Source organism: Pseudomonadota bacterium (assembly GCA_027624955.1).
In the GTDB taxonomy this organism is placed as follows: Bacteria; Pseudomonadota; Alphaproteobacteria; order UBA828; family UBA828; genus PTKB01.
In genome coordinates this window covers 30,639-56,073 of the sequence record JAQBTG010000004.1, presented here as the reverse complement: position 1 = coordinate 56,073, position 25,435 = coordinate 30,639, and the positions used below count along the sequence as shown (strand labels likewise).

The window sequence follows — 25,435 nt, the reverse complement described above, 5'->3', positions numbered from 1 at the left end:
ATGGAAGGGTTCCCCGTTAACCCGGTCGATATTCTGGTCGCTCTGGTGATGCTGATTTCCGCCCTGCTGGCGTTCTCACGCGGCGCCGTGCGTGAGATATTGGGCGTCAGCGCATGGGTCGGCGCCGCCTTGGTGGCGGTTTTCACTTTCGCCCATGTGCGGCCCTATCCGCGTCAATGGGTGGCAGACAATTGGCCGGATCTCGATCTCGGCGAGACTCTGGCCGACGCCGGCACTGCCCTGGTGCTGTTCCTCATTGCACTGATCCTTTTTACCATTGTGAATCAGATCATCTCGGGCTATGTGCAGCGCAGTCGCATGGGCGCGCTCGACCGTTCCATCGGCTTCATATTTGGCCTTCTACGTGGCGCCGTTCTTGTCTGTCTGGCCTATATGCTGTTTGTATGGGCGGTGAAGGCCCCTGAGGACAGGCCGCCCTGGGTGGAAGAAGCGAAGTCCATGCCCTATATCCAAATGGGAGCGCAGATCATCCGCGAAATTGCCCCGGAGGAATTGCGCAGCCAGGCGGAAAAATCGGCGGCGGACACGAAGCAAAACCTAAAGAAATTGCAGGACGCAGAAAGAAGCCTGCGCGCGCTCTCGGAGCCGACACCCAAAGATGGTGACGAAGGTCAAGCGCGCGACGGCTATGACGAAACCCAGCGCAAGCAGTTGGACGGTCTCTCCAATTCGGTCGAGGAGTAGCGGCGCATATCATGACGCAAACGAGCATGTCTCTTCATACGAGTCCCTTCGATGACGACAAACTGCACGAAGAATGCGGTGTCTTCGGCATCATCGGCCATCCCGACGCGGCGGCACATACCGCACTCGGCCTCCACGCGCTACAGCATCGCGGTCAGGAATCGGCGGGCATCGTCAGCACCACCGGCGAACAATTCTATTCGCATTACGGCCTCGGCCGGGTTGGCGATAACTTCGGCAAGGCCGAGGTGATTGCCGAATTGAAAGGCCCTGCAGCGATCGGCCATAACCGCTATTCGACCACCGGGCGGCCGGAATTTCGCAACATCCAGCCGCTCTTCGCTGATCTCGCGTTCGGCGGCCTGAGCATTGCCCATAATGGCAATTTGACCAATGCGGTGGCGCTCCATACCGAACTCGTGCAGCACGGCAGTATCTTCCGCTCGACCTCCGATACGGAAGTCATCATCCACCTGATTGCGCTGAGCAAGGAGGACGCTGTTACCGACCGCCTGGTTGATGCGTTGCGCCAGGTGGAAGGCGCATATTCATTGGTGGCGTTGACCGAGAATGCCATGATCGGCGTGCGCGATCCGCATGGCGTCCGTCCGCTGGTCCTTGGCCGCTTGGAAGACGCCTATGTTCTCACCTCGGAGACGGTCGCCCTCGATATTATCGGCGCCGATTTGGTACGCGATATCGAGCCCGGCGAAATGGTCTTGGTGCAGGACGGCGTGGTGACCAGCTTCAAGCCTTTTCAAAGCGTTCCCGAACGCTTCTGTGTGTTCGAATTTATTTATTTCGCCCGGCCCGATAGCCTGGTACAGAGCCGCAGCGTCTATGAGGCGCGCAAGGCGATCGGCGCCGAGCTGGCGCGCGAAGCGCCGTGCAACGCGGAGATCGTGGTGCCGGTACCCGATTCGGGCGTTCCCGCAGCGATCGGCTACGCCGCCGAGGCCGGCCTGCCGTTCGAGCTCGGCATTATCCGCAACCATTATGTTGGGCGCACCTTTATCGAGCCGACCGACCAAATTCGCCATTTGGGCGTCAAACTCAAGCACAACGCCAATCATCGCCTGCTTGAAAACAAACGCATCGTGCTGGTCGATGACAGCATCGTGCGCGGCACCACCTCGACCAAGATCGTCGAGATGGTCAGGAGCGCTGGCGCCACCGAAGTGCATATGCGCATCGCCAGCCCGCCGACGATGCATTCCTGCTATTACGGCGTCGATACGCCGGAGCGCGACGCACTTCTCGCCGCCAACAATGACCCCGCCCAGATGGCCAAGCTGATCGGCGTCGACAGCCTCGCTTTTGTCACCATCGACGGCCTCTACCGCGCCATGGGCGAAAGCCGCCGCAACCCCGACGCGCCGCAATATTGCGATGCCTGCTTTACTGGCGATTATCCCATCGCCCTATCCGACCGTGATGGCGGCGGCCTGCCGGCGCAGCTCTCCCTGCTCACCGAAAACAGTTCATGACCGATAAGCGCCTAGACGGCCGTATCGCCCTGGTGACCGGCGCCTCGCGCGGCATCGGTCGGGCCGTAGCGCGGCGTTTCGCCGCCGAAGGTGCGCGGCTCATTCTTGTCGCCCGCACCTCCGGCGGTCTCGAAGAAGCGGATGACGAAGTCCGTAGCGCCGGCGGCGAACCAGCCATGCTGGTACCACTCGATATCTGCAAAGGCGGCCTGGTCGACCAATTGGGCGCGGCCCTGCATGAGCGGTTCGGGCGTCTCGATATCCTTGTCGGCAATGCCGCGATGCTGGGCGGGTTGCGCCCCGTCGGCCATTATCCGCCCGATGTTTGGGAAGATGTCATCGCGCTCAACCTCACCGCCAACTGGCGCCTGATCCGCAGCCTCGACCCGTTGCTGAGGCTCTCCGACGCCGGCCGCGCGATGTTCGTGACCTCAGGCGTCACCGAAGGCACGCCGCCGGCCTATTGGGGCGCCTACACCGCAAGCAAGGCGGCTCTCGAAGCGCTGGTGTTCACCTATGCGGCGGAATTGAAGCGCACCAACCTCAAGGCCAACATCATCGACCCCGGCGCCTCCGCCACCAACATGCGCGCCGAAGCCTTCCCCGGCGAAGACCCGAACACCCTCGCCACCCCTGACGAGATCACCGAACGATTTGTTGAGTTAGCGGAAAGCAAATTTAGCGAATCTGGCGTCAAAGTATTCGTATGACGGCAAAGGCCCTTCCTCCCCGCTGAGGAAGGAAGGATTTATCACTGCCTTGCGTATGACGTGGTCAGATTACTGCTTAACGTAGGGATTCTTCCCTTTTCGCAGATACAGCCGAATTGGAACACCGCCAAGATCGAAGCGCGCGCGTAAGGCGTTTACCAAATAGCGATGGTAGGAATCGGGCAGTGCGGTGGGGCGACTGACGAAGGCCGCGAAGGTCGGCGGACGCGCTTTGACTTGTGTGATGTAGCGCAGCTTGACGCGGCGCCCGGAGGCGAGTGGCGGCGGATGGGCTTCCGTCGCCTCCTGCAGCCAGCGGTTCAGAGCCGCGGTCGGGACCCGAGCGTTCCATCTGGCGTAGATACCGAGCACCGCTGGCATAAGTTTATCGCAGCCGCGTCCTGTCAGCGCCGAACAAGTCACCAGCGGCACGCCGCGCAATTGCGGCAAACTGTCCTCAAGGCGGGCCTTCATGTCCTGCATCACGCCCTGCGGCGAATCCACTAGATCCCACTTGTTGAGCACGATTACCGGCGCCCGGCCTTCCTCGGCCAAGCGATTGGCGATGCCAAGATCCTGTCTGGCCGGCGGCTCCGTCGCATCGAACAACAGCACCACTACTGCAGCACGGCCGAGCGAGGCGAGCGTGTCCTCGGTCGAAAGTTTCTCGAGCTTTTCCTGGACCCGCGAGCGTCGGCGCAGCCCCGCCGTGTCGACCAATTCGATCGCGCGCCCCTTGAACGACCATTCAACCGCCACGGAATCACGCGTGATGCCGGCCTCGGGACCGGTTATCACGCGCTCGTCTCCCACCAAGCGATTGACCAGCGTGGATTTTCCCACATTAGGCCGCCCGACGATGGCGAGGCGAATCTTTCTCTCACCGTCCTCGGCTGCGAACGCACTCATCTCGCCGACATCTTCGTCTTGCCAAGCCGCTTCACCGAGCCGCGCTTCGAAATCGGCCAACGCCTCATAAAGTGCGTTTATGCCCTCATTATGTTCCGCCGAAATGGTCACCGGCTCGCCCAATCCGAGCCCATAAGATTCGGCGATCCCGCTACTTGCTGCAGGCCCTTCGCATTTGTTCACGACAAGGATGACAGGTGTCTCAGCGCGCCTGAGCACAGCCGCGAAATGCTCGTCTGCCGCCGTGATACCGGCGCGCCCGTCGACCACAAGGAGGGCGACATCGGCTTCGGCCAGGGCGCGCTGGGTCTGATCCATCATGCGCGCGCCGAGGCTGTCGGCGATCGCTTCCTCCAGCCCGGCAGTGTCAGTTACGCGAAAACGCAGCGGGCCGATGCGTCCCTCGCCCTCGCGCCGGTCCCGGGTCACGCCGGGCGTTTCGGCGACGATGGCAAGGCGCCGTCCGACCAGGCGATTGAACAGGGTGGATTTGCCAACATTGGGCCGGCCCACGATTGCGACTTTAAACGACATATTCCGAGCCTTGCTTCAGCGCAGCGCGATCAGGTCGCCATCATCGGTCAGAACATAGAGCGTGCCATTGGCCGCAATCGGCGGAACGCGCACACCATATGGCATTTCCAGGCGCCCCAGAAGACGACCGGTATAAGGCGAGATGGACACCGCATCGCCGTTCGACCCGAGCACGATCAGGCGGTCACTCAACAACAGGGGGCCGTTCCAAAATACCGGTTCATCGCGGCTTTCGGCGTCTTCGTAGCGTGGCAGGGATTGCACCCAACGCACCCGGCCATTGCGCCGCGCGAGACAAACGACATCGCCATCGACGGTCACCACGAAAATAAATTCACCGGCCACCCAAGGGGTGTTCAATCCGGCGATATCCTGCTCCCAAACGCGGCTTCCGGTGCGTACATCGATGGCCACCAAACGTCCGCCATGGCTGATCGCATAAGCTACCCCCCGGTCAATAACCGGCGAGCCGTTGATATCGTTGAGGGCGGCGAGGCTGCCGGTGCCGGGGCGCTGTGCGCCGAGTGAATCAGACCAAACGGTGCGGCCGTTTTCCACTCTGAGCGCCAGCAATTCGCCGGAAGAATAGGGCGCGATGACAATATCGCCCTCCACCGCCGGTGCCGCCGCGCCCAGCAGGCCCGCCGTCTCTGAGATACCGGCATGGCTCCACTGCACCGCGCCGTCTTCGGCTGAGAGCACCCATAATTGATTGTCATAGGTGATCGCAAAAACGCGCTTGCCTGCAACGATCGGCGCAGCGCGCATCGGAATGCCGATATCCTGGCGCCACAATATCGCGCCGTTGGCGGGATCAAGCGCCAGAACATGACCGAAGCCGGTGCTCGCAAACAGCCGGCCGTTGGCCACGGCAAGACCGCCACCGAAACCATCTTCTTCGCCGTCCTCGACGCGCGGATCGATGCGCCACAGGCGGTCGCCGGTATTCTCGTTGAAGGCGCTGATTTCTTCTTCCGAATCAATTGCGAAGACACGCCCCCCGGACACCACAGGCGTGGTCAGAATTCGCCCGTCGTCGCCCGACCCCGCGCCAATACTCACGCGCCAGAACTGCTCCAACCGCTCACCACCGGCCAAATGATGCATCGCATGGTCGGGGTAACCGCCGCTCTGCGGCCAGGACTCATTGATGTAAGGGCGCGGCAGACGGACATCGAGATCGGCGATGCGAGGATCGGGCTCGATCGCGCCCTCCAACGCCAATACCGAAAGCCGCTGACCGGGAAGCGGCGGCGCTTCATTGGCGCCGAAATAATCCGGCAGCAAGTCGCAGGCACCAAGCGCGGCACCTGCGAGAATCATGGCAAAGAAGCGGAGCGGCGTGCGCATCATCTTTAATCGGCGGCGCCGTTTTGCGGCGCCGCCGGCGCCGCCGTCTCTAGCCGCCCACCAAGACTCGCCAAAAGTTCTTGGGCGCGCGAGCGGACACCGTTCGGAGCGCCCAAATCGTCGAGCAAACCGGCAAATATTTCGCGCGCCGCTTCACTGCGCCCGGCGCGGATTTGGGCAATACCCGACAGTTCGGCTGCCATCGACCGCCACGGCCCCGTGCCGTTCACCAGAGGCGCCAGGCGCTGCAATACTTCATCCGGCGAAGCGCGATCGAGCAGGCGCTCGGCGGCGAGCAACGCAGCAAGCTCGCTATACAAAACGCCGGCGCGATTGTCCGCCGCAAGTTCATCATAAACCGCCACCGCGCCTGTCACGTCACCGGCCTCTACCAGCGCGTCGCCGGCCCGCAGGCGCGCCAAAGCCAGATACCCCGATGCGGTATTGTCGGCGAGTGCCTTGAATTCAACCGCAGCGCTCTGCGGCCGCCCGGCCTCCAATTCGGCTAGCGCGGCGGCAAATTGAATGCCCTCCGCCCGACGCAGGCTCTCGTTGCGCTCGCTAATGATGACAAATGCAGCCACTGCCACGACGAGCGCGACGGCAGAGCCCAGAATCCACCAGCGATACCGCCGCCATAATTTTTGGTACCGCTCATGGCGAATGTCTTCATCGACTTCGCGAAAAATATCGGCCACGTCGTGCCTCTCTCTATTCCGCGCCAGGGCGCGCTGGCGATCTCGCGCCGAAGCGCGCCACTAGGGCGCCTAGGCGGCGCCTCGCCATTTACTGGAACATCCCATGCTCGGCAACTGCTGCCTCGGACCTTCGCCGCTTTCGGCCACTTTCCGCATTGCTTCGAACAGCTCGCGCCGGGCATTTTCTACCGGATCGAGACGCGATTCATCCAATCGGCCGCGATATTGCAAACCGAGGGACGCATCGAACCCGAAGAAATCGGGCGTGCACACGGCGTCGTAGGCGCGCGCGACCGACTGACTTTTGTCGATCAAATAAGGAAACGTAAAACGATGCGCGTCCGCGAAAAGCTTCATATTTTCGAATGAATCAGCGGGATGATTAACGACGTCATTGGGCATGATAGCGACAGCGCCGATGCCAAGCCCTGCAAGCTCCGATACATCGCGCACAATACGATCAATCACCGCTTTGACGAACGGGCAGTGATTGCACAGAAACATGACCAGCGTTCCATTCGCGCCGCTGACATCGGCGAGGCTATGGTTTTTGCCGTCAACTCCCGGCAATTCAAAATCGACCGCCTTCCAGCCAAAATCGCATATAGGTGTGGTCATCGCGGCCATGGAATATCCTGTGAAAACCTGTGAAGGTCCCGTTCAAGCGGATCGATTTCATCCCGCTAAACGGGTGGGCTAAATCGGTGGATCGCACCCAGCGCTCTACATCGATGAGAATTTTGGGCATTATAGGCGAAGTCAGGCACTTCGCCACCTCCACCTTAGGTAAGCCGGGAAGTTAGGCAGCGCGGCATGGCCAAGCAACGCATAACAACCTATCGTGAATTTTGGCCCGTCTATGTCACTCAGCATAGCCGGGCGACGACGCGCCTGCTCCATTTCATCGGCACGTCAGGCGGGCTCGCCCTGATCGGCGCGGCGGCGGCGCTGCCGGAGCCCTGGCTGTTTTTGGCGGCACCCTTCAGTGGCTATTTGTTTGCTTGGATTGGGCATTTCTTTGTCGAGAGGAACCGCCCGGCGACATTTTCCTACCCGCTTTTTAGCCTGATAGGCGATTTCCACATGTATGGCTTGATGTGGCTAGGCCGCATGGGCACCCAGGCGGCGCAGCACAATAGCGAAGCATCTGAATGAGCGCGCGCTTTGGAACGAATGCGGGCGGAAGCCATGAAATCGCCGCAAGCTGCTCAATCAACCCATTGAAATTATTGCGATTTCAACCAAATATAAAGCAATCGCGCGGTTGATCGGACCCAAGAACAGGGTCTGATCCGGGAGGATTAATCAAAGTCAGACGGCGCTTATTTCTACGCCGCAGTTGCGGAACGCTGCGGTCTTGCCAGCTGATGCGTCTCGCGCATCTCGGGTTCCTTGCGCTCGCCCCTCGCCCGTGCCGGCAGATAGGCAATTTGATAATGCTCCGGGCAGTAGGGCTTGTTCGCCAAAGCGGGGTTGCCGCAGAAGTGATAATTCTCTTCGCCGGGGTGGCCGAACGGCCATTTGCAGCAAGCTCCGGAGGTGCTGAGAGCGATCTGGCGTACCAGTTTCACCAACACTTTCGCCACCGGTCGGGGCGCCGCCACAGCGCTGCTGCCGACGCCTTGGCGCCGGATCGGCGAGGGGCGTGCCGGCAGACCAAGGCGATGTGCCTTGCCAACGACGGCGTTCTTGGTAATGCCGACAATTTTACCGATTTCCGCGGTGGTCAGGCCTTCACTCCACAAACGAGTAACTTCTGCGATGCGTTCCGGTGTCCATATTGACATGATTGTTTCTCCCCGCCTCGGAATTTCTCAAGATCGCGCAAATCTCGCCCTACATGTTGTAGGGCCGTCTGCTATGCCCCCAAAATAGCGGGTCATACGCTAATGGCAAGGAATTTTATCGGCTCAGCCACAATATGTGGTGTGATTAGCTCTGGAAAAGGCCGGAATCAAGGCTCTTGAGCGGGTGTTTCGCCGCTCCGCCGGCGCTCAAAATAACCCTTCATATAATATTTGATATAGCGCTGTTCGAATTCCTTTGAACGCCGGTGCGCCTCTTTGATCGCCGCTGGGTCCATTGTCATCATCATGCTGAGCGCCATGCGTTCCGCCTCTTCGGCCATGTCATGCAAGCCAATTTCCGGGGTGCCTGCGACAACCGCGGCGGTGTTGTACATATAGACGGCCTCAGCATAGTCGCGCTCCACGCCAAGGCCGCGTGAATAGAGAATGGCCAAGTTAAAACGGCTTGCGGCGTCATATTGTTCGGCCGCGAGATGGAACCAGCGCGCCGCCGCGCTAAAATCCTTCTCAACGCCGAGCCCGCCAGCATGCAATGAGCCCATATTAAACTGGCCGGTCACATCGCCTTGCTCGGCCGCAAGCTGTGTCCATTTGAGCGCTTCACGATAATCAATCGGCACGCCTTCGCCGTGGATATAAAGGCTGCCCAGCGCCGCCTGGGCGATCGCGTCGCCGGCTTCCGCCGGCGCCTGCCATTGCTCGCGTGCGGCGCGGAAATCGCCCGCCTCATAGGCTGCTCGTCCAGATGCGAAATCTGCCATCACCGGAGTGCTGCTGACGGCCATCACCAGTATCAACGCCACCAGCAAAATGGCGCGCCTGACAAACATCATTCTGTTACTCCCATTCAATCGTCCCCGGCGGCTTGGATGTCACATCGTAAACCACACGGTTGATGCCGCGCACTTCGTTGACGATACGGTTGGAGACGGCGCCGAGGAAGGCCATATCGAAGGGATAGAAATCGGCGGTCATGCCGTCGGTCGACGTCACGGCGCGGAGCGCACAGACAAATTCATAGGTGCGGTGATCGCCCATCACGCCCACCGTGCGCACCGGTAAGAGGACAGCAAAGGCCTGCCAAATTTCGTCATACAGGCCGTGACTGCGGATTTCGTCAAGATAGATACGATCAGCTTGGCGCAGGATATCGGCTTTTTCTCGGCTTACCGGGCCTGGGATACGGATGGCGAGGCCGGGTCCCGGAAACGGATGGCGCCCGACCAAGCTTTCGGGCAGGCCGAGCTCGCGGCCAAGTGCACGGACCTCGTCCTTGAACAATTCGCGCAATGGCTCGACCAAGGCCATGTTCATGTGATCGGGCAAGCCGCCGACATTGTGGTGCGATTTGATGGTCACGCTCGGCCCGCCGGAAAATGAGACGGATTCGATCACATCCGGATAGAGCGTGCCCTGCGCCAAGAACTCAGCGCCGCCGAGTTTTTCCGCTTCCTGCTCGAAGACTTCAATGAACAGGCCGCCGATGATCTTGCGCTTTTCTTCTGGGTCCTCGACCCCTTCGAGCTTATCGAGAAACAGATCGCCAGCGTCGCGGTGGCTGAGCGGGATGTTGTAATGCTCGCGGAATATCTCCACCACCTGCTCGGCCTCGCCAGCGCGCAGCAGACCATGATCAACGAAGATGCAATGCAGCTGATCGCCAATCGCCTCGTGAATGAGAACCGCGGCGACCGAGGAATCGACGCCGCCCGAGAGTCCGCATACCACGCGTTTGTCGCCAACTTGATCGCGGATCACTTGGACCGCCTGGGCGCGGAACGCCGCCATCGTCCAATCGCCGGCGCACCCCGCGACATGATGAGCAAAATTGGCGAGAAGCTGCGCGCCGTGCGGTGTATGCACCACTTCGGGATGGAACATGACACCGTAATAGCGCCTGGCATCGTCAGCGATCACGGCGAACGGCGCGCCCTCGGAGGTGCCGACAACACGAAAGCCCGGTGGCAGGTCCGTTACCCGATCGCCATGGCTCATCCACACCTGCTCACGCTGCCCGGTGTTCCACACGCCATCAAACAGTGCACAACCGTCAGTCACATCGAGCATCGCGCGGCCAAATTCCCGGTGATCTGAACTTTCAACCGCGCCGCCGAGTTGGGCGCACAGCGTTAACTGGCCATAACAAATACCTAAGAGCGGCACGCCGAGGTCGAATACGGCCTGGGGTGCGCGCGGCGTGCCGGCATCCGTGACCGAAGACGGGCCACCGGAAAGGATAATGCCGTTCGGTGCGAACGCGCGCACCGCGTCGTCACCTTTATCAAACGGCATGATCTCACAATAAACATTGGCTTCGCGCAGGCGCCGCGCGATCAATTGCGTCACCTGGGAGCCAAAATCGAGAATTAATATGCGGTCGGTCATCAGCCCGGCATGCCGTCTGAAAATCGGAAATTCGACGAGTTAGTCCAGTCCGCCCAGTCCGCACAGTCCGCCATGTCGGCTCCGCTCCGCATTCGCGATCGAGCGGAGCCTCGCCATGGCATCATACCAACCGTGTGGCGGCTACGACAGGTTCAAGCCCAGCCCGTCCAGCCTTCTATCCTTGTCGCGGTGACAGGGCAAGTACGGCGCTACCAGTTTTCGGAATCGAGATCCAATAGGGCCTGCTTGTCGGCACTGGCGTCGTAGCGCTCGATGGCCTTGCGCAATTTGACCGTCTCTCTGCACTGGTTGCCGCACAAATCCTTGAGTTTCGTCAGCTGTGCTTGGGCCATCTCGGTATCACCGACCAACAGATAGGTTTCGCCGAGATATTCATTCGCGCCACGATGATTTGGGTCGAGGTCAAGCGCTTTGGCGTAGGCCTCGAACGCCGGGTCAGCTTCGCCCATTCGGCGGTACGAGTACCCCATTAAATTATAAGCCTCGGCATTTTTCGCGTCCCCGGCCACCGCTTTCTTGAAATATGCGATCGCCTCTTGCCAATCGCCATCGCGGAAGGCTTGCTGGCCGCGATCGAAATCACGGGTAGTGCTCGCGGAAGCGTCCGAATCGTCGCTATTGCTGCTCGCGGCCTGGACGTCCGTGCTCGGCAATAAGGCTGCCGCCGCGGCCACGAACGCGACCGCCAAGCTTGCCACCAAAAATTTTCTGAATTTGCTCATGACTTAATCTCCTGTCCCTACCGGTTTGCCCGCTGCAATCGTTTACGTCACGCCGATTATACACCAACGCGGAATATTGGATGTAGCAGCCTAACAATTGGTTAGTTATTTCGCCGAGACCACAGGGATAACGAAAAAAAACAAAAAGTTGAGGCGCCCGGGCGAGAAATTACCCTGTCTGCGGATAGTTCGGCGGCTCGCGGGTGATCGTCACGTCATGTACATGGCTTTCGCGAAGACCGGCTGAGGAAACTCGCAAAAAGCGGCAATTGCTGCGCATGTCGGCAATCGAGCGGTTACCCGTATAGCCCATCGCCGCACGCAAGCCGCCGACCAGCTGATGCACGACACTACCCACTGGCCCTTTGAACGGCACCCGTCCTTCAACCCCTTCAGGCACGAGTTTTAGTTGATCTGAGATTTCTTGCTGGAAATAGCGGTCGGCGGAGCCGCGCGCCATCGCACCGAGCGAGCCCATGCCGCGATAAGATTTATAGGAGCGCCCCTGATAGAGAAAGACCTCTCCCGGACTCTCCTCGGTGCCCGCAAACAGCGAGCCGATCATGGCGCAACTGGCGCCCACGCCGATCGCCTTAGCGAGATCGCCGGAAAATTTTATGCCGCCGTCGGCAACGATCGGAATACCCTGCTCGCGTGCGGCCTCGACACAATCAATCAAAGCGGTCAGTTGCGGCACGCCGACGCCGGCGACCATGCGCGTGGTGCAGATCGAACCCGGCCCGATGCCGACCTTTATCGCATCCACGCCGGCATCTATGAGCGCCTTGGCGCCGTCCGCCGTGGCCACATTGCCGCCCAGCACTTGAGCCTGGTTGCTTAATTTTTTGATCGCGGCGACGGCACGGAGCACGCCCTCGCTGTGACCATGCGCGGTATCGACGACGATCACATCCACGCCAACATCCAACAGCGCCTCGGCGCGGCGCAGGCCGTCTTCGCCAACACCGGTCGCGGCGGCGACGCGCAAGCGCCCCTTTTCATCCTTGGTGGCGTTGGGAAAATCGTCGGAGCGCTGAATATCGCGCACCGTGATCATGCCGACGCAGCGATAATTTTCGTCCACCACCAGGAGTTTTTCGATGCGGTGGCGATGTAAGAGCCGTTTAGCCTCATCCGGATCGACGCCCTCGCGCACGGTGACCAGATTGTCTTTAGTCATCAACTCGTGAATCGGTTGGCTGCTATCACTAGCGAAGCGCACATCGCGGTTGGTGAGAATGCCGACCAGGCGGCCATTGCCTTCTTCGACCACGGGAATGCCCGAAATACCGTGCCGCTCCTTCAACGCCAGTGCATCCGCCAACGGCCGCTCTGGCGAGATGGTCAACGGGTTGACCACCATGCCGGCTTCGAATTTCTTGACCCGACGCACTTCATCGGCTTGGGCTGCAATATCCATATTTTTGTGCACCACTCCGATACCGCCGGTCTGGGCGATGGCGATGGCAAGACGGCTTTCCGTTACCGTATCCATGGCGGCGGAAAGAATCGGAATACCAAGCTCGATGGTGGCGGTCAGGCGGGTGCGGAGGTCGGCTTGTCCAGGCAGGACGTTCGACGCGGCGGGTTCAATTGAAACGTCATCGAAAGTCAGCGCTTCCCGGATTTGCATGCTTTCTCCCAGTCAGAAATTGGAGCGCAATATACACCAAACTGCCGCGCCGCCAAGTTCGATCCCCGCGGCGCTCACTCGCCGCCGCGGAATCCTTGCGCCACGACATAAACTTCCGCCGAATCGGCACGACTGGCCGGCGGTTTGGCATGGCGCACTTTGGCAAAGCCGCGTTTCAAGCGGTCCAGCAGTTCGCGCTCCGTACCGCCTTTGAGCACTTTGGCGACGAACGCGCCGTCCGGGGCCAGGAGGACCTCGGCGATATCGAGCGCCGCGCCGCACAGCGCCATGACACGAATATGATCTGTGCCGGGATGCCCGGTTGCCGGCGCAGCCATATCGCTCAGTACGAGATCTGCGTGCCCACCCAGCGCCATCCGCATGGCCGGCAGCGATTCTATATCGAGGGCATCCAATTGCAGTGCCGTCACCCCGGCCAAGGGTTGCAATTCGGTAATATCAACCGCGACCACAACAGCGCCGGGCGTAAGACGCTTCATCGCGATTTGGGACCAGCCGCCCGGCGCCGCGCCCAGATCCAGCACCTTGCGGGCACCCTTGAACAGCCCAAACCGTGCATCCAGTTCGATCAGCTTGAACGCCGCGCGCGAACGATACCCGGCATCTTGCGCTGCCAGCACATAGGGATCGTTAAGTTGGCGCTGCAGCCAGCGTGTCGACGAGGGCTTGCGCCCGCGCGCCGTCTTGACCCGGATCGAAGCACTGCGGCCCGAACCGGAAGACACCCGCCGGCTCATACTGGCAAGTCGTCGGCGCGCATCATGCCGAGCAATATGCCTTCGCGCAGGCCGCGATCGGCAACATGTACAATTTCCGCCGGACAGGCGCGCAAGATCGCCTCCAAAATTGCGCAGCCGGCAACCACCACGTCGCCACGGCCGACCCCGACGCAGGGTTCGGCCACGCGCTCCTGAAAATCCATCGCCAACAGGCGGTCAACTTGGTGGCGGATATCTTCGAAGGTCAGACGAAATCCGTCCACTTGGGCGCGATCGTATCGCGGTAGGCCGAGGTGAAGTCCGGCAAGTGTCGTGACCGTGCCCGAGGTGCCGAGTACTTGTAGCGACCCCTCAGCCAGCGGATCAGCAATGCCGAGACCGGCGACAAACGGCGCGACCAACTCTTCCGCTTCAGCCACCATGGCCTCATAGGTTTTTGCCGATATATTGTCGCCGCCATGGCGCTCGGCCAAGCTGACGACGCCGCACGGCAGCGATGCCCAGGCGACCAGGTCAGGCAGGGCGCCCTCGGCCAGGCGGACCCAGATCAATTCGGTGCTACAGCCGCCGATATCGAATATCAGGGCATGCGATGCTGCCGCTTCCAACAGCGGCGTACAGCTGTCGAGCGCCAGGGACACTTCTTCACGGCCGTCGATAATTTCTAAATCCAGACCGGCCTCGGCCGACGCCCGGGCGAGGAAGTCGTCGCAATTGCCGGCCAGGCGGCAGGCGGCGGTGGCCACGCCGCGAAAGCGCGTAACGCCGCGCCGGCGCAGCTTTCCGGCACAGACATCGAGTGCCGCCAAGGTGCGCGCCATCGCCGCGTCCGACAGGTGGCCTGTCTCAGCCACGCCCTCACCGAGACGGACGATGCGAGAAAACGCGTCTATCACGCGAAAGCCTGACGGCTCCGGTTTTGCCACCAGCAAGCGACAATTGTTGCTGCCGAGATCGAGGGCGGCGTATACCGCATTGTCGGCTGGCAGCCCTTGACGCGCCACGCCGAGCCCGCCCGCAGGCTTGACCGATGGATCACGCGGCGCGATGTCGAGAGTCAATTCGCCCTCCCTTGAACCTGGGCCAAGTGGCATGCCGGCCCGCCACCCGCACCGAAAATATTTCGGTCAGGGTTCATAAAAGTATTACACCGCGCGTGGTTATATTGGCAATGCGCGCGGTCATCGGTTGACAATGCTAAGCGAGAGCTTAATTTTGCGCCACGCCTGAGCCTGTTGGGGGATCGTATAATGGTAGTACAACGGACTCTGACTCCGTCAGTCGAGGTTCGAATCCTCGTCCCCCAGCCAATACTTTCAATAGGTTAACGGCAATCCAATAAGCCGCATTAGCCGATCAGGCTCTATGAAAAAAATAGCCCGTTCCACATGGATCAAGTTTTGCAAAGCTGGCCAACGTCAGCCGAGCTCTAACGGTACAGCTCGATTGCCGGTCTTATCGATTAGACCGGTGATGTGAAAGAACCATGTTACCCGACGTGAACCGCACACAATAAGAATTGGCATCGTAGCGACTATCGCCGCTCATGACATATCCGGATCAATCCGTTGTCACTCGGTGGCGTAAAGCTTGAGCCGGCTGTCTTCAGCGTCGTTGATCTCGTAGACGGTGAATTGGCCTCGCTTTTTACCGCTCATCCCCGGCGAGCCATTGGGCATTCCGGGGAGCGTGATCCCCTTAATATCGGGACGTTCTCTCAGCATCCTATTAACCATGTCGATCGGCACGTGACCGCTGATAACATAGTCGTCGATAAATGTAAGATGGCAGCCTTGGAAATCGTCTGGAATCCCAGCCTCACGGCTCATCTCTCCAACTTCATAGGTTGGCTTGACGGTTACGGTGAAGCCGTTCTCGCGGAGATAGTCCGCATAGTCCGCACAGCAGCCGCATTCCGGTGTTTTGTAAAGAGTGGCCTCTTCCGCGAACGCGGCTGGCGTGGCGCCGAGATAGGCTGTTGAGGCGAAAACGATGGCTGCCACGGTGGCAATGATGGTCTGGCGCATCTTGGTTCTCCTTTGAGCTCGCCGATGGTAGCGGACGATGCGGCGCGGCGCATGCGCCTGCGCGATCCCAGCCACAGGTTAGAGTTCGCTGCGAAAATCCTCGAACTTACCGCCCGCACCACGTGGGATATCATGGTGAAAGCTGAATTCCAAGTCAAACGAATGGCCGAGCTGGGATTGGATCATTTGCCGTAAATTGCGCGCTTCGCTGGCGCTCAAACCGCCCGGCGCCACTAACTTTACTTCCAGCATCTCGCGGCTTTTCTGAATAATTTGATATTGACGGATGTCCGCTACTTCGCGGAAATGCGGGCCGCCAAAATCTGGTCGGATGCGCGAGCCGTCGGCGAGTGTCAGCATGCCGCGCACCCGTCCCATAATGTTCTTGAGAACCGGCAATCCGCGTCCGCACGGACAAGGCTCACCGAATTGCGCGAAATCGCCGATATCGTAGCGAATCAGCGGCATGGCGAAATTGTGCAGATCGCTCAGCACCACGCGGCCGGCTTCTCCGGGCGCGCAGGGATTGCCGTCCGCATCGAGAATTTCGACGATCAAATTTTCTGATTGCACATGGTAGTGCGCGTGATCGGGGCATTGCAGGGCGATGTAACCCATTTCCTGACAGGTATACATATCGTCAACGTCGAAGCCCCACACCTCTTGGCAAAGCGCCCGCACGCGGGGGTGTAGGACTTCGGAAACGGTCTGAACCTGGCTGAGCGTCGACAACTGAAGTTTCTGCTCGCGGCAAAACAGCAGCAGCGCCTCCAGATTGGACGGGTAGGTAATGAGATAGGCGGCCTCCTGGCGCGTCAGCCATTCCACCTGCTTGTCGACCGGCGTGGAGATGTCGAGCATCGCGCAAGCGCCGGTGGCAAAAAACGGCTGGACCGATTTCAGCCAATAATCAAAAACCAGGCCGTCGGGATATTGCGCCAGCCTATTTTCGTCGAATCGGATAACCGCGACCTTCGCGTTCAAATCGACGCGCCGCCACAAAAAGTCACGCAGCGTAATAACATTCCAGAACATCGATGCCATAGCGTTGGACAAGACAGTCACCGGCTTGCCGCTAGAGCCGGATGTGCTCACTTTCTGGGCCGCGCCATGCCCCTTGGGATAGCGTGTGCTGATCAGCGCGCGGCCGTCGCCGGTCTGAATATCCTCGCGCCGCAACAGCGGCACCCGCCGCCATATTTCACCGTCCAACGGATCACCGCTTTGCCAGTCTATGCCTTTGAGACTCTCGCGGTAGTACGGCACGTTGTCGCGGGCATGGCGCAGCAATTCTGCGGCTTGGCGGTATTGCTGCGCGCGCAGCTTTTCCGGCGTCCACCACTGACTTTGCTCCAGCTGAAACAGGAGCGACAAGATGATATTGCCGCTGCTCTCAGGTATGGCGGGCCAGGCAAGCCCAGCCATGGCAGAGACCGGCGTCGGAATCTCGCCGGCGGTGTTGCCCTCGCTCAAGACATCAGGTCCGGCTCAGCCTCTTGCTATCGGCATTACCTCGGCGGCAAAGCGCTCCATCGCGTCGAGCGATTGCGAAAGCGATGGCCGCATAAAATTGAACACCATACTCTTGACCCCAATTTCCGCCATCCGCGCGACATCCTCAGCCGTTTGTTCCGAGCTGCCGAGCAGGATATGGCGGCTGCCGTCATCGACCGTAACCGGGTCATCCTCGCGGTACCACACAGCCCAAAAGGACAGCTCGATCGCGTCGGGGTCGCGCCCTTCCTGTTCCGTCATGTCGCGCAATTTCTTAGCCCGCACGGCAAAGCGCGGCACGGTATTGAGCGGGTGTTTGGGGTTTATGCCGACCGGATACCAGCCGTCGCCGAGACGCGCGGTGCGGCGCAGCGCCGCCATGCTATCGCCGCCAATCCAGATCGGTGGATGCGGTTTCTGCACGGGCCGGGGACGGAAATAGATATCTGAAATATTGACATATTCGCCGCTGTAACTCGGCTCTTCGCTCGTCCACATGGCACGGAAAGCCTCGATATACTCGTCTGTTACTTTGCCGCGCGCTGCGAACGGCGGCGCTGAAACGACCTTGAATTCCTCTTCCATCCAGCCGGCGCCGACACCGGCGACCACACGCCCGCCTGACATCACATCGATGGTGGCAAATATCTTCGCTGTGAGGACCGGCTCGCGGTAGGGCAGCACCAGGACTGACGTCAGCAGCCGAGCTTTCTTCGTCATCATGGCGAGCGATGCCATGAGAGCGAGCGGCTCCAGTGCCGCGCCACTTGCAAATGAATCCGTCTCGCCAGTTGGCGTGTACGGATACACCGGGCGGAAATTGCGCGGGATAATTATATGATCAGCAATGGCGAAAATCGTAAAGCCCAACGCTTCGCCGCGTTCGACAAATTGTTTGATTGCTTCGGGCGTGGCCAGCGGCCCGGCAGTCGGAATATTGAAGCCGAATTCCATGATCTGGTTCTCCTTGGTGTTCTTTGCGCGCCCTTGTTTATAAACGAGAACGGCTACTTCACCACAGGAATCAGCACAGGAATCGGCACAGGAATCAGCACAGGAATCAGCACAGGAATCGGCGCATGAAACGCCTGGCGTTTATCGGCGAATGGATGATCGAACCTAGAGACGCCGCCAGTGCCGGCAGCGGCCCGAGACAACACGCGGCGCGGCGGTTACACATTCTCGGCTCACCAGAAATTGTGATTAAGAACGGCGCCCGGACACGCCTAGTTTCGCTTAGAAGCGCCGGCAAAGACGGTATGGAAAGCGGCGGATGGCGAGTCGCGCCGCCACCTATCTATGCGCTCGTCACGGGGAGGGGCGCCCCTCAGCGGCAAATCAGGCGCATCAATAACTGAAACCCGTCAGTTCTTCGCTGAGCTGCCACAATCGTTCGCGCGCTTCTTTGTCATGCGATTCGGCGGAGCTTTTGTCGATTTTGCATTTGTTGAAATATTTGCCGCTCACGCCTGCGACCGAATTCGCGGTGGCCAGATGCACGCTGGTGCGCGCGCCTTTCGTCTCACTGATGGCAACAAGCTGCTGCACCACCATCATCAACCATTTGAGCCAACCGCCGTTATTATGGGCAAATTTGCTGGCGACGAAGCCAGGATGCAGACAATTGACGGTAACCGAGCCACCATCCAGCATTTCAGCGAGACGAAGGGTGAAATGAATATTAGCGAGCTTCGACGCGTGATAGGCGCGCCAACCGGAAAAGCGCTCGGCGCCTTGCGGGTCGTCGAAATCGATCTGCGGCCCACGATGGGCTATCGAGGACACATTAACGATGCGCGCCGCTGGTGCCCGCTTCAGCTTTTCGAGCAACAAGCCGGTTAGCAGAAAATAGCCCAAATGGCTGAGCGCGAACGTCATCTCGATGCCATCCACGCTCAACTGCCGACGCTGAAACCAGGCGCCGACATTATTGACCAGCACATCTAGATGCTCCAAACGGTCGTTTAAGCGGTTGGCCAGAGCGCGAATGTCGTCCTGCGAGGACAAATCGGCCAGTTCGAAACCGACCCGTTCGTTGCCGCTATCGCGCTTGATCTGGGCGACGACGCGCTCGGCTTTGGCGCGGTCGCGGCCAACTAAGATAACCTCGCCGCCGGTTCGCGCCAATTCCGTTGCCGTGATCCGACCGATACCGTCGGTTCCACCGCTCACGAGAAAGTTCTTATTGGTCATTGTATCGCTGTTCTATAAATTGTCTTCATATGATACGGTATGTGCTCGGAAATTGTCCTGCAGATTGCAGCTGTAGTGCGGCTCGGCCCAAAAAAGCGGAAAGGATCGATGGCGAACCAGTCTTTCACCGCAGGTACCGATATGGCGAACCAGTCTCTCAGCGCAGGTACGGATATCGTGCTGGTCGCCGATGACAACGCGTCTCTACGATCGAAGATCGTTGATTTCCTGACCATGGAAGGCATCCGATCGGTGGAAGCCGGCGATGGTAAAATGGCGCTCAGCGAAACCTTGCGCGTGCAGCCCTCCGTCATTCTCCTGGATATCAAGATGCCCGCCATGGACGGCCTCACCGCAGCCAAGCTGATGGTCGACCTGCCGTGGCGGCCCAAAATAATTATGATGTCCGGCTTCGACGACAGCGTTCGTGTCGCCAACAAAGCCGGTCTTTCCGTCTTCGCTGTGCTCGAAAAACCGGTCCCGCTCAGATTGCTTGCTCGCTTTGTCTGGGAAGCACTGGGCCGCCAGACTGGCAAGCACTAGTCTGAGCCGCCCGAAGCCACCGCCCGAATTTTCCGTCGCTGTAGTTCGGTAGCCGCCATGTCCACGTCGCCGGCGGAATCAAATGCAAGGCCGTAAACCCTCTCGGCGCGTTCGCGCGTGATCAAGCCTTCGTCAAGATCCTGTTGGACCCGATCAACGTCGCGCGAAGCCGGCGGGCCATAGCCACCACCGCCCGAGGAAATAGAGATGATGGTTTCGCCGGGCATCAGCTCGACATCGCCGTATGCAGCCTGCGGCGTTACGTCACCATTGGCGCCGCGCTTGAATATTTGGATCGGGCCGCCCGGCAAACCGCCGCGCGCACCCGCCGCCGGATTGATCGTGCCATCGGCGACGTACAGCACACGCAGGCTATTGTCCTCACTGGGGCCGAACTCCACTTCGATACTGGGCGCGCCGCGATAGGTCCCAGCGCCTTCAGTATCGGTGAGCAGCCGCCGGCACGGCACGTGCAAGGGATGCGAAAGCTCGTCGACCTCGATGCTGTCCTGGCGGCACATGCCGGCATTGCCGACATGGACGATCGGCATCCAAGCATCGGCCTCCGGCGTGCCGGCGCCGCCGGTGACGCCGAGAACCAACTGATTGACAAAAACCTCGTTGCCCCGGCGTGGGTCGCGCCCAGATATGACACCACATGCGGGCGGGATGATCGGGCCCGCCTCAGCCATGCCGAATCCCTCCGCCAGTTCGGCCAGGGCGCGCTGGGTTGGGTTGGAGACGCGGTCCGCCAAATTTGTAGTGGCCACTGAACAACTGTGCGGGTGGCGCGGAATCCCAGTGACGCAATTCTCACGCAGCAACACCTCAACACGGCGGAAACTGCCGGCGTTGGGCGGCACGGTATGATCCTTAATGCCGTTGAATATGCCGACCATGGCGGCGGTGATCGAGCACGCTTCGGAGAGGTTGAGGCCGCAGGGTTGGCAGTCCGGATTGTCGCGCAGATCAACCTGAATTTGCCCGGCCTCGGCATCCACCTTGAGCGTTACTTTTGTCGGGATTCCATCCGGCACCCCAGGATAGGGGTCGTGCGCCGAACTGGCGGTTACGGTCCCGCTCGGCAGGCGGCAGATCGCCTGAATCATGCGTTGCTCGGAATAATCGAACCAGTTCTCGACATACTCCTCAAGCGCCTCCCAGCCGATATCTTCGCCCAGTTTCAACAGCTCGCGCTCGCCAATGCGCGCTGCACCCAGCGCCGCCAAATAATCGCCCCACCACTGATCGGGCACACGGATGCGCATGCGGCACATGCGTATAATATCTTCGATATTCTGGTAATCCTCCTGCACCTTGACGGCCGGGAATATCAGCGCCCCCTCCTCATAGACATCGCGTGCATGGCCCATATAGGTGGTGGGCTCGGAATTGCCGCAATCGGCCTGATGCGCCTTGGCCAGCACGGTGAGGCGATGCACGCCGGCATCGTCGATCACCGGCACAATGATGCAATGGTCCGCCGGATGGGAATTGCCGTGATAGGGCGAGTTGTGCAGGAAGGCATCGCCGCGCTTGAGTTCCGGATGACGCGCTTTCACCTCGCGCGCCATGATATCGGGACCGATCATGACATGAATGGGGAGGCTCTCCGCCGCCGACAGCAACCGGCAATCGGCGGTCAGGATAACGCAGGAAAAATCATGCGCGGTGTTGAGCACACCCGAGCGGCCGGTGCGAAACAGTGTGTTCTGCATCCGCCGCGCGATCGCCTCCAGCCGGTTGGAGAGGATCGCCATACGCGCGCCATCGCCCACCCGGCTGCCACCGGCATTATTGTTTTGTTGTGCCGCCAGCATATCAAACCACCTTTTTGATGAGCACAAATAGTGCGCGGCCTACACGGCTGGCGCAACAGAATCATATAATGCGTCGGTGGTCGTCAGGATGTCGAACCTGGCCTGTCCGACAAGCAAACCCAATCCCTACTCAGGCCACCGAACAGGCAAATTCATTGAGAAAATGTGGAATTCCAGTTACCCAAGGCACATGAATGAAGCCAAGAATATCCTCGTCACGGGCGCGCTCGGCCAGATTGGTTCCGAGTTGGTTCCCGCGCTGAAGCGCCGTTATGGCGCGGATCGGGTCGTGGCTTCCGACGTTCGTATTCCCGCGGCAGGCGCCTTTGAAGGCCTGTTCGAGCAGGTCGATTGCACGCAGCCTCTGGCCATCCAGGATGTGGTGCGCCGTCACGAAATCGGCGCGGTTTACCATATGGCGGCATTGCTCTCGGCGGTCGCGGAGGAACGCCCACAGATGGCTTGGTCGATCAATCTGGGCGGACTTTACAACGTGCTTGAAGTGGCGCGGCAAAACAACCCGTCGGTGTTCTGCCCAAGCTCGATCGGCGCCTTCGGTCCGTCCACACCGAGCGACGCCACACCGCAGACCACCATTCAGCGCCCGATCACCATGTACGGCGTCACCAAAGTGGCCGGCGAATTATTGTGCGATTATTATTTCGAGCGCTTCGGCCTCGACGTTCGCGGCTTGCGCCTGCCCGGCCTGATTTCCCATATCGCGCCACCCGGCGGCGGCACTACCGATTACGCGGTCGATATATTTTATCAGGCGGTGCGTTACAGCCATTACACCTGTTTCCTTGCCGCCGATACGCGCCTCGACATGATGTACATGCCGGACGCCATCGACGGCATCATCCAGCTCATGCAAGCCGATCCGGCGCGCCTTCGCCACCGCAATGCCTTCAACGTGACTGCGATGAATTTCACGCCGCAGGAACTCGCCGCCGAAATCCGCAAATCCATCCCCGCCTTCGCCGTCGATTATGAAGTCGATCCGGTGCGTCAGGCGATTTCCGCCTCCTGGCCGCGCGCCATCGACGACAGCGCGGCGCGCGCCGAATGGGACTGGAACCCGAAATATGATATGGCGGCGACGGTTAAGGACATGCTGGAAAAGCTCGGCGAAAAGTTGAAAAGTCCGGCCCGGCAGGCCTGAAGCCACCAGCCCGGCAGGCCAGAAGCCAAAGGAGGCGACCATGCCCATCGAGCGCTTGCAACAGAAATTGGCGGCGGATGTGCGCGAAATGCAATCCACCGGCCGCGCCAAAGGCGCCGAGACGGTATTTTCCGGCGTGCTGGCGTCGTCTGGCGCCAATGGCCCGCGCTATCTACTGGCCGGCGAGGGCCAACGGGCTTATCTCCGGATGAATTCCAACAGCTATCTCGGCATGTCCCTCAATGCCGATGTGCGCAGCGCCGAGGAACAAGCGGTGCGGGCGATCGGCGCCGGACCCGGCGCGCTGCGCTTTATCAGCGGCACCTGGGCGCCCCATACCGCGCTCGAGCAACGCCTGGCGCGCTTTCACAGCCGCGAGGCGGCGATGATTTATAGCTCCGCCTACGCCACCGTCATGGGCGTGCTGCCGCAATTGATCGACAGTGAAACCGTTGTGATCAGCGACGCGCTCAATCACAGTTGCATTATCAACGCTGTCCGCTTATCGCGGCCCAAAGAAAAACGCGTCTACCCCCATCTCGATCTCGCCGCGCTCGACCGCATATTGGGCGAATGCGCAGAAACGTGCCGTCGCGCCGTGGTGATTACCGACGGCATCTTCAGCATGCGCGGCGACCATGCGCCGCTCGACGAAATCATGGCGCTGGCGCAAAAACATGATTCCGCCTATGCCGAAAACGTCATTGTCGCGGCCGATGATTCGCACGGCGTCGGCGCCTTTGGCGAGACCGGCCGCGGCACCGAGGAATATTGCGCCGCACCGCCGGTCGATGTGCTGATCGGCACATTGGGCAAGGCTTTCGGCGTCAATGGCGGCTATGTCACTGGTAGCGCCACGCTGATCGATTACCTGCGCGAAACCTCGCCTTTCTACATTTATTCCAACCCGATCACGCCGGGCGAAGCGGCGGCGGCTCTGCGCGCCGTGGAGATCGTCGATTCGCAGGAAGGCCGCGCCAAACTCGCCCATCTCCGCGCCGTGACCGCGCGCTTCGAAGCCGGCCTCGTCGCGCTCGGCTTCGAAACCATCGCCGGCGCCCATCCGGTGGTGCCCTTGATGGTCCGGGATACCGCAACGACATCGGCCCTGGTGGCATATCTCCGCGCCAATGCTATTCTCGCCACCGGGCTGAACTTCCCCGTCGTGCCGAAGGGCGATGAGGAAATTCGCTTCCAAATATCTGCCGATCATACGGCAGCCGATATCGATGCGGCGCTCAGCGTACTTGCCGCTTTCGCCGAACAGCAAAAGAAAATGAGTGGTTCCGCATGAATGACATCGTCCGCGACAAAGTTGCCATCGTCGGCATTGGCCGCAGCCAATTCGGCCGCTTCCTGCCCGATAGCCAGCTCAAGCTCGGCGCTACCGCGCTCAAGGGCGCGCTTGCCGATAGCGGCCTCGAGCGCAGCGATATCGACGGCTTGTCGCTTCATTTGGGCTGGCCGCTTGGCCTCGACTACGACCAGATCACCGAGGCTTACGGCCTTGACGTACGCTATGTCACCCAGATGTGGACGCATGGCCGGTTTATCGCTTACACGCTGCAACATGCCGCCTTGGCCGTGATCTCGGGCATGGCCGATGTGGTGGCCTGTGTCACCGCCATCAGCTTTACCCGCGAGCGTGATATTTTGGGCGGCCCGGGTGATATGGAAGGCACGCGCGAGGGCGGCGGCACGCATGGCGAAAACCCGCCCTACGGCCTCACCGCGCCCGCTGCCGGCGCGGCGCTGGCCTACCAGCGCTACATGGCGCTCTACGGCGCAACCAGCGAACAGCTCGCGGCAGTGCCGATCGCCTTTCGCAAACACGCGCAGCTCAATCCGCACGCCTATACCTATGGCAAGGGCGAGCTCACGCTTGATGACCATCAAAGCCAGCGCATGATCGTTGATCCTTTGCGCCTGTTTGATTGCAGCCTGATATCCGACGGCGCCGTGGTGATCCTGGTCACCAGCGCCGAACGCGCCCGCGACCTCAAGCAGAAGCCGATCTATATCTCTGCCATGCAGGGTCTAAGAAGCGGGCGCGATGAATTTATCTTCGCGCCGCGCGGCATGGGCCTCAATCAGCAATCGAACGCGCGGACCGGCCCCGACTCACGCGATCTCGCCGTCTACCAGAATGCCGGCATCGAGCGCGATGATATCGACGGCCTCTATACCTATGACGCGTTCTCGCCGCTGCCGTTGTTCGTTCTCGAACGCTTCGGCTTTTGCGCCCCCGGTGAGGCCGCCGGCTGGGCCCAGAACGGGCGCATCGAGCTAGGCGGCGACCTGCCGATGAACACCTCCGGCGGCCTTTTATGCGAGGGCCATATCGGCGGCTGGAATTCAGTCTATGAAATCGCCAGCCAATTGCGCGGCGTCTGCGGCGAACGCCAGATCAAGGACGCGGAGCATCTGCAATGGGGCACCGCCTGGGGCGATTCCCTAATATTTAGGCGATAGCACCGGAATGCCCCTTGAATTC

At 60.3% G+C, this 25,435-nt stretch carries 24 protein-coding genes and 1 tRNA gene; 9 read left to right on the top strand and 16 right to left on the bottom strand.

Annotation, left to right across the window (positions count from 1 at the left end):
• From O3A94_02720 to O3A94_02710, 3 genes are read left to right on the top strand one after another with little or no spacing between them, the layout of a single operon-like run.
• Positions 1 to 705, top strand: coding sequence for a CvpA family protein (locus O3A94_02720; protein ID MDA1355163.1), 705 nt, complete (start codon positions 1 to 3; stop codon positions 703 to 705).
• An 11-nt stretch (positions 706 to 716) separates the two neighbouring features.
• Positions 717 to 2,192, top strand: coding sequence for an amidophosphoribosyltransferase (purF, locus tag O3A94_02715; GenBank protein MDA1355162.1), 1,476 nt, complete (start codon positions 717 to 719; stop codon positions 2,190 to 2,192).
• A complete protein-coding gene (locus tag O3A94_02710) occupies positions 2,189 to 2,902 on the top strand; it encodes an SDR family NAD(P)-dependent oxidoreductase (GenBank protein MDA1355161.1) in 714 nt (237 codons plus the stop codon). The genes purF and O3A94_02710 overlap by 4 nt, the downstream gene beginning before the upstream one ends.
• Before the next feature lie 69 nt (positions 2,903 to 2,971).
• Here the strand turns inward: O3A94_02710 and der are convergent, their stop codons facing one another.
• The 4 genes from der to O3A94_02690 all read right to left on the bottom strand — a co-directional run bounded on the left by der (position 2,972) and on the right by O3A94_02690 (position 7,020).
• Positions 2,972 to 4,345 carry a ribosome biogenesis GTPase Der gene (der, locus tag O3A94_02705; GenBank protein MDA1355160.1) on the bottom strand — a complete coding sequence of 458 codons (1,374 nt, stop codon included), beginning with the start codon at positions 4,343 to 4,345 and terminating at the stop codon, positions 2,972 to 2,974.
• A gap of 15 nt (positions 4,346 to 4,360) precedes the next feature.
• Positions 4,361 to 5,698, bottom strand: a complete 1,338-nt coding sequence (locus O3A94_02700) for a PQQ-binding-like beta-propeller repeat protein (GenBank protein ID MDA1355159.1) — start codon at positions 5,696 to 5,698, stop codon at positions 4,361 to 4,363.
• A gap of 2 nt (positions 5,699 to 5,700) precedes the next feature.
• The gene (locus O3A94_02695; GenBank protein MDA1355158.1) at positions 5,701 to 6,393 is read right to left on the bottom strand and encodes a tetratricopeptide repeat protein; all 693 of its coding nucleotides are present in this window, start codon (positions 6,391 to 6,393) and stop codon (positions 5,701 to 5,703) included.
• A 69-nt stretch (positions 6,394 to 6,462) separates the two neighbouring features.
• Positions 6,463 to 7,020 carry a thioredoxin family protein gene (locus tag O3A94_02690; GenBank protein MDA1355157.1) on the bottom strand — a complete coding sequence of 186 codons (558 nt, stop codon included), beginning with the start codon at positions 7,018 to 7,020 and terminating at the stop codon, positions 6,463 to 6,465.
• Between the two features lie 186 nt (positions 7,021 to 7,206).
• On the opposite strand from O3A94_02690, the gene O3A94_02685 reads away from it, so the two are divergent.
• Positions 7,207 to 7,548, top strand: a complete 342-nt coding sequence (locus O3A94_02685; protein MDA1355156.1) for a DUF962 domain-containing protein — start codon at positions 7,207 to 7,209, stop codon at positions 7,546 to 7,548.
• A gap of 173 nt (positions 7,549 to 7,721) precedes the next feature.
• Here O3A94_02685 and O3A94_02680 read toward each other — a convergent pair whose 3' ends face one another.
• The 7 genes from O3A94_02680 to O3A94_02650 all read right to left on the bottom strand — a co-directional run bounded on the left by O3A94_02680 (position 7,722) and on the right by O3A94_02650 (position 14,796).
• On the bottom strand, positions 7,722 to 8,180 hold the full coding sequence (locus O3A94_02680) for a global cell cycle regulator GcrA-like protein (GenBank protein MDA1355155.1): 459 nt from the start codon (positions 8,178 to 8,180) through the stop codon (positions 7,722 to 7,724).
• 167 nt (positions 8,181 to 8,347) lie between these two features.
• Complete coding sequence (locus O3A94_02675) at positions 8,348 to 9,034, bottom strand: tetratricopeptide repeat protein (GenBank protein ID MDA1355154.1); 687 nt, start codon at positions 9,032 to 9,034, stop codon at positions 8,348 to 8,350.
• A 4-nt stretch (positions 9,035 to 9,038) separates the two neighbouring features.
• Complete coding sequence (gene guaA, locus O3A94_02670; protein ID MDA1355153.1) at positions 9,039 to 10,586, bottom strand: glutamine-hydrolyzing GMP synthase; 1,548 nt, start codon at positions 10,584 to 10,586, stop codon at positions 9,039 to 9,041.
• A 209-nt stretch (positions 10,587 to 10,795) separates the two neighbouring features.
• Positions 10,796 to 11,329, bottom strand: coding sequence for a tetratricopeptide repeat protein (locus O3A94_02665; GenBank protein ID MDA1355152.1), 534 nt, complete (start codon positions 11,327 to 11,329; stop codon positions 10,796 to 10,798).
• Between the two features lie 169 nt (positions 11,330 to 11,498).
• Positions 11,499 to 12,962, bottom strand: a complete 1,464-nt coding sequence (gene guaB / locus O3A94_02660) for an IMP dehydrogenase (protein ID MDA1355151.1) — start codon at positions 12,960 to 12,962, stop codon at positions 11,499 to 11,501.
• A 74-nt stretch (positions 12,963 to 13,036) separates the two neighbouring features.
• Positions 13,037 to 13,720 carry an RlmE family RNA methyltransferase gene (locus tag O3A94_02655; GenBank protein MDA1355150.1) on the bottom strand — a complete coding sequence of 228 codons (684 nt, stop codon included), beginning with the start codon at positions 13,718 to 13,720 and terminating at the stop codon, positions 13,037 to 13,039.
• A complete protein-coding gene (locus O3A94_02650) occupies positions 13,717 to 14,796 on the bottom strand; it encodes a Ppx/GppA phosphatase family protein (protein MDA1355149.1) in 1,080 nt (359 codons plus the stop codon). The genes O3A94_02655 and O3A94_02650 overlap by 4 nt, the downstream gene beginning before the upstream one ends.
• Before the next feature lie 142 nt (positions 14,797 to 14,938).
• Here O3A94_02650 and O3A94_02645 point away from each other — a divergent pair.
• A tRNA-Gln gene (locus O3A94_02645) sits at positions 14,939 to 15,012 on the top strand.
• A gap of 261 nt (positions 15,013 to 15,273) precedes the next feature.
• On the opposite strand, the gene O3A94_02640 is transcribed toward O3A94_02645, so the two are convergent.
• From O3A94_02640 to O3A94_02625, 4 genes are all read right to left on the bottom strand, one after another.
• Positions 15,274 to 15,729, bottom strand: coding sequence for a DUF411 domain-containing protein (locus O3A94_02640; protein ID MDA1355148.1), 456 nt, complete (start codon positions 15,727 to 15,729; stop codon positions 15,274 to 15,276).
• A 78-nt stretch (positions 15,730 to 15,807) separates the two neighbouring features.
• On the bottom strand, positions 15,808 to 17,202 hold the full coding sequence (locus tag O3A94_02635; GenBank protein ID MDA1355147.1) for a phenylacetate--CoA ligase family protein: 1,395 nt from the start codon (positions 17,200 to 17,202) through the stop codon (positions 15,808 to 15,810).
• A 15-nt stretch (positions 17,203 to 17,217) separates the two neighbouring features.
• On the bottom strand, positions 17,218 to 18,177 hold the full coding sequence (locus O3A94_02630; GenBank protein ID MDA1355146.1) for an LLM class F420-dependent oxidoreductase: 960 nt from the start codon (positions 18,175 to 18,177) through the stop codon (positions 17,218 to 17,220).
• A 393-nt stretch (positions 18,178 to 18,570) separates the two neighbouring features.
• Positions 18,571 to 19,416 carry an SDR family oxidoreductase gene (locus O3A94_02625; protein MDA1355145.1) on the bottom strand — a complete coding sequence of 282 codons (846 nt, stop codon included), beginning with the start codon at positions 19,414 to 19,416 and terminating at the stop codon, positions 18,571 to 18,573.
• A gap of 108 nt (positions 19,417 to 19,524) precedes the next feature.
• Between O3A94_02625 and O3A94_02620 the strand changes: the two genes are divergently transcribed.
• Entirely contained in the window at positions 19,525 to 19,959 is a 435-nt protein-coding gene (locus O3A94_02620; GenBank protein ID MDA1355144.1) for a response regulator, read from the top strand.
• On the opposite strand, the gene O3A94_02615 is transcribed toward O3A94_02620, so the two are convergent.
• Entirely contained in the window at positions 19,956 to 21,779 is a 1,824-nt protein-coding gene (locus O3A94_02615; GenBank protein MDA1355143.1) for a hydantoinase B/oxoprolinase family protein, read from the bottom strand. The genes O3A94_02620 and O3A94_02615 overlap by 4 nt on opposite strands.
• A 190-nt stretch (positions 21,780 to 21,969) precedes the next feature.
• Here O3A94_02615 and O3A94_02610 point away from each other — a divergent pair, with 190 nt between their 5' ends.
• The 3 genes from O3A94_02610 to O3A94_02600 are packed head-to-tail and all read left to right on the top strand — an operon-like array spanning position 21,970 to position 25,413.
• Positions 21,970 to 22,941 carry an NAD-dependent epimerase/dehydratase family protein gene (locus O3A94_02610; GenBank protein ID MDA1355142.1) on the top strand — a complete coding sequence of 324 codons (972 nt, stop codon included), beginning with the start codon at positions 21,970 to 21,972 and terminating at the stop codon, positions 22,939 to 22,941.
• A 40-nt stretch (positions 22,942 to 22,981) separates the two neighbouring features.
• A complete protein-coding gene (locus O3A94_02605) occupies positions 22,982 to 24,235 on the top strand; it encodes an aminotransferase class I/II-fold pyridoxal phosphate-dependent enzyme (protein ID MDA1355141.1) in 1,254 nt (417 codons plus the stop codon).
• Positions 24,232 to 25,413: a hypothetical protein gene (locus tag O3A94_02600; GenBank protein MDA1355140.1), complete on the top strand. Its 1,182-nt coding sequence runs from the start codon at positions 24,232 to 24,234 to the stop codon at positions 25,411 to 25,413. Before O3A94_02605 ends, O3A94_02600 begins: the two co-directional genes overlap by 4 nt.
• The last annotated feature ends 22 nt before the right edge of the window (positions 25,414 to 25,435 follow it).